The 12,681-nt window shown below is 45.9% G+C and carries 10 protein-coding genes; 4 read left to right on the top strand and 6 right to left on the bottom strand.

The window, feature by feature from the left end; genetic code table 11:
* Positions 1–518: 518 nt before the first annotated feature.
* The gene (locus QUA57_RS06675) at positions 519–782 is read left to right on the top strand and encodes a hypothetical protein (RefSeq protein WP_333060055.1); all 264 of its coding nucleotides are present in this window, start codon (positions 519–521) and stop codon (positions 780–782) included.
* Positions 783–803: 21 nt separating this feature from the next.
* Here QUA57_RS06675 and nadB read toward each other — a convergent pair whose 3' ends face one another.
* From nadB to QUA57_RS06655, 4 genes are all read right to left on the bottom strand, one after another.
* Positions 804–2,456, bottom strand: coding sequence for an L-aspartate oxidase (gene nadB / locus QUA57_RS06670; RefSeq protein ID WP_333060054.1), 1,653 nt, complete (start codon positions 2,454–2,456; stop codon positions 804–806).
* Positions 2,457–2,972: 516 nt separating this feature from the next.
* A complete protein-coding gene (psbU, locus tag QUA57_RS06665) occupies positions 2,973–3,407 on the bottom strand; it encodes a photosystem II complex extrinsic protein PsbU (protein ID WP_006635850.1) in 435 nt (144 codons plus the stop codon).
* 255 nt (positions 3,408–3,662) lie between these two features.
* Entirely contained in the window at positions 3,663–4,622 is a 960-nt protein-coding gene (locus QUA57_RS06660; protein ID WP_333041108.1) for an adenylate/guanylate cyclase domain-containing protein, read from the bottom strand.
* Between the two features lie 598 nt (positions 4,623–5,220).
* Positions 5,221–5,679: a zinc ribbon domain-containing protein gene (locus QUA57_RS06655; RefSeq protein ID WP_333060053.1), complete on the bottom strand. Its 459-nt coding sequence runs from the start codon at positions 5,677–5,679 to the stop codon at positions 5,221–5,223.
* Between the two features lie 1,218 nt (positions 5,680–6,897).
* On the opposite strand from QUA57_RS06655, the gene hisF reads away from it, so the two are divergent.
* Both hisF and QUA57_RS06645 read left to right on the top strand, forming a co-directional pair.
* Positions 6,898–7,689 (top strand): imidazole glycerol phosphate synthase subunit HisF, encoded by a 792-nt coding sequence (gene hisF / locus QUA57_RS06650; protein ID WP_333060052.1) that lies wholly within the window; start codon positions 6,898–6,900, stop codon positions 7,687–7,689.
* Between the two features lie 440 nt (positions 7,690–8,129).
* Positions 8,130–8,471 carry a low temperature-induced protein gene (locus tag QUA57_RS06645; RefSeq protein WP_333041098.1) on the top strand — a complete coding sequence of 114 codons (342 nt, stop codon included), beginning with the start codon at positions 8,130–8,132 and terminating at the stop codon, positions 8,469–8,471.
* Positions 8,472–8,632: 161 nt separating this feature from the next.
* On the opposite strand, the gene QUA57_RS06640 is transcribed toward QUA57_RS06645, so the two are convergent.
* On the bottom strand, positions 8,633–9,649 hold the full coding sequence (locus QUA57_RS06640) for a sulfate/molybdate ABC transporter ATP-binding protein (protein ID WP_333060051.1): 1,017 nt from the start codon (positions 9,647–9,649) through the stop codon (positions 8,633–8,635).
* Positions 9,650–9,966: 317 nt separating this feature from the next.
* Between QUA57_RS06640 and argC the strand changes: the two genes are divergently transcribed.
* A complete protein-coding gene (gene argC / locus QUA57_RS06635) occupies positions 9,967–11,025 on the top strand; it encodes an N-acetyl-gamma-glutamyl-phosphate reductase (RefSeq protein WP_333041095.1) in 1,059 nt (352 codons plus the stop codon).
* A gap of 136 nt (positions 11,026–11,161) precedes the next feature.
* Here the strand turns inward: argC and eno are convergent, their stop codons facing one another.
* The gene (eno, locus tag QUA57_RS06630; protein ID WP_445242244.1) at positions 11,162–12,442 is read right to left on the bottom strand and encodes a phosphopyruvate hydratase; all 1,281 of its coding nucleotides are present in this window, start codon (positions 12,440–12,442) and stop codon (positions 11,162–11,164) included.
* Positions 12,443–12,681: the final 239 nt, after the last annotated feature.

Here is a 12,681-nt window from a genome sequence, read left to right as displayed (position 1 = left end):
TTGTAATTATTCAATTTTTTATCTAAAAACTCAATTATTTCAGACAAAATTTGAGTAATTTTTATACTTCAAACCCTACTTGGGCTGTAAGGTAGATATTATTTCAGGCGTCCCCTATGCAGCTAACTAAAAAAAATAGCTCGCTCCTTAAACTGTAAGGCTTCTAAGCTTTTTGAAACCGTTCAAAAAAATGTCCAAAGTAGTGAAATCTAAAATCTAAAATCACACAACTTAAAACTCTTAGATCTGTCATCTGCCATTAGATAGATTTAGCAAAATATAAAACTTATGAGAGCAACTTGCCGTCTTATCTAAATGTTACAAAATATTAAAATAAATCACAATGTGAAACCAAATTCAAATCGCCAAAAAGCGTTAATGTAAAAAAGTTTATGTAAACTTATGAAAGTTAATTAAAGTAAATGTAAAGATATCAGTGGAAATACGGAAATTGACAGATATAATAGGTGGTACAGACGTGGATCTATTGCGGTGATTTGAATAAGGCTGTGAATACTATGCGTACTTTGATTCAGCTCACAACAACGGCAACCCTGGCTGCCTGCGTGCAAGTGAATATAGTCGGCACCGCAAATGCGGCTCGACTTGCCAGCAACTCAACTAGCAATTTCACAAAAGCCCGTAGCGCGGGCGAGATCCCGACGCCATCGACGCCGAGAGTTTTGACAGTTGCACAAACCTCTAGGTTTCCAAATGACCCAAAACAATACGAACCACCCCCGAACGGGACCCCCGAAAGTGACGGTACGGGAACGCGCTGACCCTAAATTTTCAATAAATTTTCAATCTTCTATTCGCGGAGATTTGTACCAATTCGATTGGTTAATTAAAGTATGGCTGCACCAATCCGGATCGGTGAGGGGATAGTCCACTCGGTAATGACCGCCGCGACTTTCGGTGCGAAACGCAGCACTTTTGACAATTAAATAGCCAATATCCAATAAATTCCCCACTTCTCCCCAATTTCGCAAAATCGAGCTATTTTCCGCCTCAGCAGGGGAAAAATCAATAATTTGTCCGGGCCGTAAATTATCAAGCGTTTGACTCAAAGGCAGCGAAGCAAATTCTTGCCGCCAAATCTCAAGTTGGACGATCGCACTTTCCAAATCGCGTTGTCCCCGGCAAATTCCCGCACTCTGCCACACCAAATTCGGCAATTCGACCCGCAACTTTTCGATCGCCTCAATGTCCTTTTCAGAAATCGATTTTTCCAAGATTTCCCCCGCCTCGAACCGATCGGCGAATGCCTCGGGCGTTCCACCTTCTAGCTGCAAAAGTCCCATCTGCGCCCCAAAAACCAGACATTCCAGCAGCGAATTGCTCGCCAACCGATTAGCGCCGTGTACCCCCGTGCTCGCAGTTTCTCCCACCGCGTACAAACCCGGAATCGAAGTTTGGTTAAACTTGTCAGCGACAATTCCTCCCATCCAGTAATGGGCGGCGGGCGTCACCGGCACCGGTTCGGAAAAAATATCAATTCCCCAATCAGCGCACACTTGAATAATATTCGGAAACCTGTAGCGCAGTCGATCGACCGCAATCGGGCGCAAATCAAGCCAAACATGAGGTTCCCCCGTCTTTTGCAAGTGGCGGAAAATTGCGCGGCTGACAACATCCCTAGGGGCGAGCTCCCCGCTGGGGTGAGAGTCAAAAGCAAAGCGATATCCCTTACTGTCAACCAAATGAGCTCCTTCTCCCCGCACCGCTTCGCTAATGAGAAACCGAGGCGCGCCCGCTGTGCTCAGCGCCGTCGGGTGAAACTGCACAAATTCTAAGTCTCGCAGCAGCGCCCCGGCGCGCCAAGCAATTGCTACCCCATCCCCGGTACTTACCGACGGATTGGTCGTTTGAGCAAAAACCTGTCCGCCGCCGCCTGTCGCCAGCACCACGGCTTTGGCCTGCAGCCACTTGACTTGTGAGCCACAAATCGAGCTAATCCCCTGGCAGCGCCCGGTTTCGTCTAGCCACAGACTCAAAGCAAAGGCAGGGGATACGAGTTGAATGTTTTTGCGGCTTAATACTTTTGCTGTCAGCGTACTGATAACGGCTTTGCCCGTAGTGTCGGCGGCGTGGAGAACTCGGCGGCGTGAGTGGGCTGCTTCTAGGGTGAGGGCTAAATCGGGGCCGGTGCGATCGAATGCAACGCCCATTTTCACTAGGGAGTCAATGCAGGCCGAAGCTTCCTCAACTAAAAATTTCACCGCATCCAAATCGCAAAGACCGGCTCCTGCAGCCAGTGTATCCTGAACGTGCAGTGCTGCCGAATCTTCAGGGGCGAGCGCCGCGGCAATCCCTCCTTGAGCCCAATCGCTGGCAGAAACAGGCAGGGTATTTTTATTGATCAAGCCCACGTGCAAATGCTCTGGCAGGCAAAGTGCTGTGTACAAACCCGCCGCGCCAGCACCTATTACCAATACGTCAAATTTGTCAGTCATAAGTCTGCCGCCAGTCGATTTTAGATTTTAGATTTTAGATTTTAGATTTTAGATTTTAGAATTGAGTCTACAGATGAATCTGGGGACTTGAACTAATGTCAGTCGAGCGAGCTTATATTTCAATACTTCGGACAGTTTTTTAACGGCCCTGTAAGGCTTACAGAGAAAGCCCTGCCATTTTTAACGCATTTTAGGAAACTTAGGGCGCTTACTTAAACCTTGAAATAATAGTCCACCATATAGCCAGTCTGGGTTTCGGACACTCGATTAGATATAAAACTGTCCGAAGTATTGATATTTTAGATTTTAGATTAAAGAATTGAGTCTACAGAGGAATTTTGGGAACCCGCTTATTTCAATCTAGCGAATTTTGGTCGGCTTTTGCCCAATGGTGGTAGAAAGTAAGTGTTCAGAAATTAAAGGCAGAAGTCATCAGCCTATAGAAAAAAAATATTTTCTTTCTGCCGAATGCCTTCTGCCCAATGACTTCTGCCTTCAAATGAGACCCGCTGCTACCTAGTCGTAGAGACCATTATTCAACCGGTTGTCTCCTTCAATAAAGACTGATTCAACATCAGTTACGGTGAATTTGTCCATGTTAGCTTGCAGCACTTTTTTCTGAGCATCCGTCAAGTCTGAAATATTGAGTACGTCCTCAACATTTTCGTAAGGAGCATTCTTAATAATTAGTCGAGCTAAAGTGGGATACAACCCTCGAAATTCCCGAAAGTCCCGGACGGCGCTGTTGTTCAAATCAAGTTTTTTGCCGTATTCTGTGGCAAGCTTCTCATCGGCGCGATTGGTTCTAGCCGGAGCTTCAACAGCTAGGAGCGAGGATGATGGCAAGACGATACGGCTTAATGATGCCGCGATCGCGCTTTGGTCTCCAGCCCATGCAAAGCAGCCCAGCACTAAGCCCAATACTGCCAATAGACGACCCAATCGTTTCATGAAGTTTTGTCTCCCAATTTCATACACAGCATTTATGTAGAGACTACCATTTTGCTTATGCAGTTTTTCAGATAAATCCGCAATAGGTAGAGGGCTGTTATAAAATTTACATTGGGGTATTGACAACGCGGACAGTATATGATAATAGCCGACTTTTGAGCATCGCAGACAAGTTTATATAAGGCCCTGCAAATGAAAAACTCGGACTGCTATTTTAAGGGGTTAATTTTTGCCCCGCACCCAATTTTCTCGCTATCAAGAACTTTTTCCTTTCGTTTTGAGAAAAGCATTCAAATCAGCATAAGTACCGCCGTAAGTCACGGTGGGAGTGTCGTAACCCTTTAAAGCAACGGTGTGCTGCTCGAAAGCGCCCTGGGCCCCCAATTGCGTCAGGTATTTGTAGGTAGTTTCTCCCACAGCGATATCCTTGCCGAGTTGCTTGGTGCAAGATTCCAGGCGAAATGCTGCGTTTACAGTATCTCCCAAGGCGGTATAGTCCGATCGGTCGCTGCTGCCAGAATTTCCCACCATTGCATAACCAGTATTGATGCCGGCCCCGACTCGCAAAGGAAAAGGCAGGGGGTAACGGCTGCTGAGTTCGTCTGTTGCCTTGTGCAGTTCGCTCAAAGCTTGGCAAATCCGCATCATTTCCTCGCTGCTGACACCGCTGGTTTTGTGGAACCAGACCGCCATGATGGCATCACCGATGTATTTGTCCACCCAACTGCCGTGTTCGCGAATGATCTGTCCTGCTTTGCGGAACCAATTGCCGATGACTTCCGAGAGGAGGGTTTCGTCTAGCTGCCTAGTCAAAACTGTAAAGTCTCGGATGTCCATTACCATGACGCTAATCAGGCTACGCACCGTCAAAGTCGCCGTAAAATCTTCAGAGTCTGTCTCGTGTATTGGTGGATCGTGCCGATGACCGGCGGTTGGGTTGTAGAAGTCCAATTCGGTTTGACCGAAAATAATTCGATCGCCATTTCTGAGAGTGACAGGAATACTGACCCGCCGCCCGTTGACAAAGGAACCATTGCGGCTGCCCAAGTCGATCAGGTAGAACTCTCCTGTCTCCATTTGCTGTAACATCGCGTGATTACGGGAAATCCAGCGATCTGTCAGTACAAAATTATTGTCATCGCTCCGCCCTACTGTCCAGCAATTGCTGCCGGAGAGCGGCAAGTAGCGATTGCCGCCTTCTGTGCGAAGTACCATATGTGGATTGGGTTGCACTCGTCACAACAGTCCTAGAAACGACACAAAATTAACCGAATTGAGATTTGAGACTTCAGATTTTAGATTTTTTAGTCCATCGTCGATGCACCTAGCCTCTGCAGGATTTGTGAACCATAAATTCGATCGAGCTAGCGAAGGTATTTATGATTCGATCTACCAAAGCAGGCAGTTAAAACAGACTGTCTACCAAGATTGTACCTGATCATACTGCCTGCCCCAGAGCGAAGACAAATTTTATTTATTTTGATCGGCCAGAAAAAAGTGGGAAAATGGCTCTCTGGCTAGGGGGCTAGCGTGTACACACAAGTCCGAAATCTTTCAACACCATTCCTCAAACCCAAGTTTCGCATGAATCTCAGAAAGGAAGCTTATTTTCATGAATTTTAAGTTATTGATTCGGCAAAACGAGAAATCAAGAATCCAGGAAACAGGGTTTCTACAATATGGGTCAGCGATCAACTTGTCTGTACACAGTAGAGCTAGGCGGGGGGTAGGGGGTGTGGGCTGGTATGCAGATCCAGAGTTCTGTCCACTACTCCCTATGGTGTAAGCTTCCAATTTCAACCGGAACAGCCGCTCATATCGAACATTTCCTTCCAAACGTCGAACTTACATTCTGTCCATGGGCAGTAGTGCTAGTTCCTAACGCTAATAATCCAAGCCCTTCATCGCCAATAATGATAGCAGAGTTCACATCTCTATCGTGCTTTGTTTGGCAATTGCAACAAGTCCAGCTACGCACTTCCAACAGAAGGCGAGCCACCTGATTCAGACCTACGTGGAAACTCTTACTCGATGGTGCAAAAAACCGACCAATGTCTAAGTAAGTTTTACCGTCTCTTTCAGCCTTGTATTTCAACGGTAGGGTCAATTTTGACCATCCGCAATCGCTAATTACTTTAGCTAGGAAGTGAGTTTTTACCAAGTTATTGACAGCCATATTTTCAACAACGATGACTTGGTTTTCCGGCACCACTTTTAGAGAGAGTTTGTCCTGAAAATTCTCTCTAGCGTTTGCCATTTTTTCGTGATTCATGGCACTCCACAGGCTTGAAGACGATGATTTTAACCTTGATGTTTGCGAGAGAGTTGATGCTGCTTACGGTTTATATTTTGTTTGAGATTTTGTGGTTGATACTAGCAAAAACAATCCCCACCTTACCAGGAAAAATGAGGAATTTATCACCAACAATTTGTATTTTTCGGGGGTACTGAATTGATTACTTGTCAGGCGTTGACTAGAAATTCGGGAAAGATGCCCGTCCTTCAAAGAAGTTGATGAATGCTCTGCATAGGTTTAGTGAACTCAACTCATGCAGTTATGGGTGACAGGGCGATCGCATCTGGTAAATAGCACTTTCTGAAGCAAAACTGAGCTAGCGAGGTAACAAGCAAGCTGCAAAACTTACCAGGCAATGGTTTAAGGGAACCGTCTCTGAGCTGATATCTTTTATTGTGCATCATTGGTAACAAGTTAAGCTAAGAAAGCATTTGTCAATCAGCAATTATGCTCAATATTTACTCGGATTTTGGGCAGAAAACTGAGATTTGGGCGACCGAGAAATCATGCCTCCCATGATATTTATACTTACTCCCTCTCAAATCGTGAATTTTCCATTCCTAAAAAAACAGTCTTTTTGAGTAATATTACTGATTGACAAATGCAATTAAGTCTTAACTTGTCACCAATGAACCAGCGATCATAATTGCTGTGTAAAAAACAATTGTTAGAAAAGTGCCTATTTTACCTCCCCCCATTCTTATGACCCTCAGCGATTTTTAAGAAATTTGGCTAAACAGCAATAAGCTGTGGCGTGTCAAAGTCCATTCCAGCAGAAACGTTTGGAATAATTTTAATAATTTTCTAGCATGCCCCGAATCAGACTGATTAAGGTCTTTTGTTCTGAGATTAACTGTTGGTGAGGAGCGTAGGGAACCACTAAGAGTAAAAATCCTCTATGCTAGAGTAAGCTGCTAAATGCCATAGATATCGCTTTTGACTGCTTGGTTGTGGCAATCGTTGCGAAATTTATGAGGATTTATCAAATTTTTAAAACTAATTTTATTGATTGTTAGCGTCTTGTGATAGCTGAGAGATTGGTTAATTCTTGCCTGTTTAACTCGTTCTCCAGCTAGGAGTCCAGAACACAAACAGGACGGGAAAAAACTACCCTGGCTTTCATCCCACCGCTAAGATGAGTACAGTTATAGCGGGGGACTTCCCGCCGAGTAAGTTAAATTGGAAGAGAATTGTATGTTGTCGAAAAGAATTTTACCTTGTCTGGATGTGAAAGCCGGTCGCGTGGTCAAAGGTGTCAATTTTGTCAATCTTCAGGATGCTGGCGATCCGGTAGAAATGGCTCAGGTTTACAATGATGCGGGTGCTGACGAGTTGGTGTTTCTGGACATTACAGCGACTCACGAAGACCGGAATATTATGATCGATGTGGTGTACCGAACGGCCGATCGCGTATTTATCCCTTTGACGGTGGGCGGCGGTATCCAATCCTTAGACACCATTAAAAGTTTATTGAGGGCGGGCGCAGACAAGGTGAGTATTAATTCGGCGGCGGTGCGCGATCCGAGTTTAATTGACAAAGCCAGCGATCGATTTGGTAATCAGTGCATTGTAGTGGCGATCGACGCCCGCAAACGACAAGAGGCAGATAATCCTGGTTGGGACGTGTATGTGCGCGGAGGGCGAGAAAATACCGGAAAAGATGCGATCGCGTGGGCAAAGGAAGCCGAACAGCGCGGCGCCGGCGAAATTCTGGTGACAAGCATGGACTCGGACGGCACTCAAGCCGGTTACGATTTGGAATTAACTCGAAGCATTGCCGAAATGGTCGAAATTCCCGTCATTGCTTCCGGTGGCGCCGGCAACTGTCACCACATCTACGAAGCCGTCACGGAGGGCAAAGCAGAAGCAGCCCTGCTGGCTTCCCTGCTGCATTACGGGCAACTCAGTGTAGGAGAAATTAAAACTTATCTAGCAAAATATCAAGTTCCCGTGCGACAGCAGCAGCCATTGGTTATTAGTCATTAGTCAGTGGATAGTCGGGCGCATCTCATATCTTGTATCTTGCAATATTTTCAACAAACCGCTCTGCGGATTCACTCAAGCGCCCTCTCACATTGCAAACAGGCTAAATAAACCCGCCCCCACCCCACGATAAAACCAGTTACTGAGATTGATACCGCTATGTGAGGCGCATCCGAAGGCACTTATAGAGAATTTTTTTGATTCTACACAAGTGCCTTCTACATAAAGGTCTTGGGGCGACCGACGCCAGTCATCTAGAAATATTCCCTGAGAAGGATTTCAAATACCAGCTTTTTCAGCTAAATATTATATATTAGCTCAATTTGAAAAAAAGCAACGGTTGCTGTTCTCAAACTTGAGTTAAAGATTGTGCAGAATATGAGTGAGCTTCAGCCTGTTAACAATCTTAGCGATCAAAACTTCTAAAAACGGAGAAATTTTGTATGTCTTTTATCAGCTTTAACTTCCCTGCCAAGCGTTTAGTCCGCACTTTAATAGCTGTTTGTTTTTGTGCCTTGATGTTTGTTTCTAATGCTTTCCCGGCTTTTGCAGTTACTAGCAGCCCCACCAAAGGTGAAGACCAACTTTTAGGAATTGAAAAAGAATCTCAAGAAGCTGTACTGAAAAAACCAATGTCCTTGGAAGAAACTCAAGAAAAAGCCAGCAAAGGACCCAACGAAGTTCAGGGAGACGCTGACATTGAAAAAATGAAAAATCCTTCCAATACACAAGCTACATCCTTTGAGCAACAAGTCAAAAAAGCTGTCAACAAAATTAAAGACTAACTCAGCGCGCAGTAGTCAGCGGACAGTTGTCAGTATAAAAGATTAGGGACACGGCGCGGTGCCGTGTCCCTAGATTTTTTTTTGTAGAGACACCGCACCGCGCCACATTCTTGCAAAGGCAGTATCCAATCTAAATTTAGCTTGAGTTTTCAGAATTGCTCTTAGATGGAATAAAAAAGTGGAAAGGACTTGGCATCTTTCGGCTTTACGAACACTCTTTGCTGGGGCTGCAAGTTCAAGCTATCGAATCTTTCTCTAGTCAAATTAGCGTTTACTACTTGACCGTCATCTAAGGTTAATTCTACCTGAATTTCCCATCCCAAATGAATCAAGCGACTGATTCTTGCAGGCACTGTTGCGCTATTTTCTGTAGTTTCAATTACTACGTCGTGAGGGCGCAAGAAAATCTCTGGGTTGGCTGAGTCAAAGCCGTTGTCTTGAAACATTCTTGAACTGCTGGGCAATACATTGACTGGCCCGATAAAACTCATTACGAAAGCACTAGCGGGATGGTCGTAAATTTCTGCGGGTGTGCCGACTTGTTCGATTTTACCTTTATTCATTACTGTAATTTGATCGGCAACTTCCATCGCTTCTTCTTGATCATGGGTCACAAAGACTGTGGTAACGTGTACTTCGTCGTGCAGTCGCCGCAACCAAGCACGCAAGTCTTTGCGAACTTTGGCATCAAGAGCTCCAAAAGGTTCGTCTAGCAGTAACACTTTCGGTTCCACAGCCAGGGCTCTGGCGAGAGCCACCCGCTGTCGCTGGCCTCCTGAAAGTTGCGACGGGTATCTATCGCCCAATCCTGCCAATTGCACTAAATTCAACAATTCTTCTACCCGGGATTTGACTTTCGCGGGTGGTGTTTTCTGAATTTGCATCCCGAAAGCGATGTTTTTTCGCACTGTCATGTGCTTGAATAGCGCGTAGTGCTGAAACACGAACCCAATTTTGCGGTCTTGGACGCTAGTATTGGTCGCATCTTGACCTGTCAGCCAGATTTTGCCGGAGTCGGGCATTTCTAAACCCGCAATCAGTCGCAGCAGTGTAGACTTGCCGGATCCAGACGGGCCCAGCAATGCGACTAGGGAACCAGATTCAATTTCTAAGCTGACTCGATCGAGTGCTTGGAAACTGCCAAACTGTTTTGATACGTTTTCTACAACTATGCCCATAGGAAGTTCGGCAACGAAGCCGTGTACAAGATTTAACAGATTTAACGGATGGATGTTGAGCTTCGAGGTTCGAGCTTCGAGGGAAAAATGTTAATCTCCGGTTTGGGGATGGGTTAAAGTAAGTTTTTTATAGCACGATCGCACATCAGTTTGTTAATTTTAGGGTTTTGGCGATCGGTCAAACAGCCGAAAATTAACAAAAATGCACCTCCAAAACAAAACAACACAATTCTTTGCCACCAAAGTTGGCGTTTGGTACTACAATGCAGCAAAAGTTCAAGCGTTTTTGACTTCAAAGGCTGAGGGGATAAAGGAAAATGGGAGATGTTGGACGTGTGCCTGTAGGAATTATCGGCGCTTCAGGGTACGGCGGCGTGCAACTTGTGCGACTGCTGGCAGATCACCCAGCGGCTGAAGTAGTCTATTTGGGCGGGGATAGCAGTGCGGGAAAACCTTTTTCCAGCCTTTATCCGCATCTGACTAACTGCATTGATTTGACAGTCGAGGCGATCGACCTCGACAAAATAGCGGCAAAATGTGAAGTTGTGTTTCTGTCCCTGCCGAACGGTTTAGCTTGCAAAATGGCACCGACGCTGATAGAAAAAGGCTGCAAAGTCTTGGATTTGTCGGCTGACTACAGATTTGAAAACCTGGAAACTTACAAAGCTTGGTACGGCGGGGATCGATCAGACGCTGAACTGGCTGCAACGGCTGTTTACGGTTTGCCAGAATTGTATCGCGATCGAATTAAAGATGCTCAGTTAGTAGGCTGTGCCGGCTGCTACGTCACTGCTAGTTTGTTAGCCCTGGCACCTTTGCTCAAACAAGGTCTCATTGTGCCAGAAACAGCAATTATCGACGCCAAATCCGGTGCTTCGGGAGGGGGCCGCAAAGCCGAAGTTAATCTCTTGTTGGCTGAAGCAGAGGGTTCTCTGGGCGCTTACGGCGTTGGCCGCCACCGCCACACGCCAGAAATCGAGCAAATTTGCAGCGATTTAGCGGGACACGATATTAAAGTTCAGTTTACTCCCCACCTCATTCCGATGGTGCGGGGAATTCTGGCGACTGTGTACGCAACTTTGCGTGATCCGGGTTTGGTGCGGGAAGATTTAATCACAATTTTCAGTGCTTTTTACCGCAATTGTCCTTGGGTAAAAGTGTTACCGGCTGGAGTTTATCCGCAAACAAAATGGGCTTGCGGCACGAATCTTTGTTATATCGGCATCGAAGTCGATCCGCGTACTGACAGGGTGATTGTGCTATCGGCGATCGACAATTTAATTAAGGGACAAGCCGGTCAAGGCATCCAGTGCATGAACTTGATGATGGGTTGGGAAGAAACTTTGGGTTTGCCACAATTAGCTTTCTATCCTTAATTGGTAATTGGGCATTGGGCATTGGGCATTGGGCATTGGTGATGAAAATTAAAAACTAACCGATTACCGATTACCAATTACCCATTCCCAATTACCGATTACCAATTACCAATTCCCAATTACCGATTACCAAGTGTTATTTTGGCCCGTAACCGATCGACCCAGCATAAATTGCCCGATCGCCCAATTGGTCCTCAATTCGTAACAAACGGTTGTATTTAGCCACCCGTTCGCTGCGACACAAAGAACCAGTCTTAATTTGACCGGCGCGAGTCGCTACCGCTAAATCTGCAATTGTGGTATCTTCAGTTTCACCGGAACGGTGGCTGATGACCGCTCGATAGCTGTTCCGTTTGCCGAGGTCGATCGTATCCAAAGTCTCTGTCAAAGAACCAATTTGATTCAGCTTAATCAAAATCGAATTGCTAGCTTTCAAATCAATTCCTTTTTGCAGCCGCGTGCGATTAGTAACAAACAAATCGTCACCCACCAATTGAACTTTGCTGCCCATTTTCTGCGTCAGCGCTACCCAACTGTCCCAATCGTCTTCGTGCAAACCATCTTCAATCGAAATAATGGGATATTGACTCACCAAACCATCCAAATAATCGATTAATTCTGCCGGCGAATGAGCAACACCGTCGTAAGTGTACTGCCCATCTTTGTAAAATTCGCTAGCAGCAACATCCAAAGCTAAAGCTACTTGTTCACCCGGCTTATAGCCAGCTTTTTCAATAGCTGCAATCAACAAATCCAAAGCTGCTTGATTGGATTTAAGATTAGGCGCAAAACCGCCTTCATCACCCACACCAGTCAGCAAACCCTCAGCTTTTAAGACTTTACTCAAGGATTCAAATACCTCTGCACCCCAGCGTAAAGCTTCTTTAAAAGAAGGCGCACCCACAGGGACAATCATAAATTCTTGAATGTCCACATTATTGTTAGCGTGAGATCCCCCGTTGATCACGTTCATCAGTGGTACGGGCAAAACGTTCGCCAAGGGCCCGCCCAAGTACCGGTAAAGGGGGAGTCCTAAAGTTTCGGCGGCCGCCTTTGCTGTGGCTAAGGAGACTCCGAGAATGGCATTTGCGCCGAGGTGGGATTTGTTCGGGGAACCGTCCAAGTCAATCATGGTTTTGTCTACCAGTGCTTGGTCGATCGCATCTAGATTAGCCAAAGCGGGGGCAATTTTGTGCTCGACGTTATCGACGGCTTTTAGGACTCCTTTGCCGCCGTAACGTTTGTTGTCGCCATCGCGGAGTTCGTGGGCTTCAAAAGAGCCTGTAGAGGCGCCGCTGGGGACTTGGGCGAGTCCTACAACACCGTTGGCTAGGTAAACTTCAGCTTCAATGGTGGGGCGGCCGCGGGAGTCGAGGATTTCTCTGGCTTGAATAGATTCGATCGCAGTGTCTAGCATATTAATTATTCCGAACTTAACTCAAGGTTTCATGACAATTAGCAGTCTCTGGGTTTTCCCACGCTGACTGCTGACGGGTAATAGAGTACGCGATCCCCAGAATTATTGGTATACAGTTCAAAATATTTGCGGATTTGGACGCGCAGATTGGTGTCAATAACCTAGGCTTGTTGAATAAAGACCTCCGGCAACTTTGACAATAATTGGATTGTTTTAACCCCTGATTCCCGCATATTTCT

The organism is Microcoleus sp. Pol7_B2, assembly GCF_036701035.1.
In the GTDB taxonomy this organism is placed as follows: domain Bacteria; phylum Cyanobacteriota; class Cyanobacteriia; order Cyanobacteriales; family Microcoleaceae; genus Microcoleus.
The sequence above is the reverse complement of the archived record's forward strand: the minus strand, read 5'-3'. Positions and strand labels throughout refer to the sequence as shown.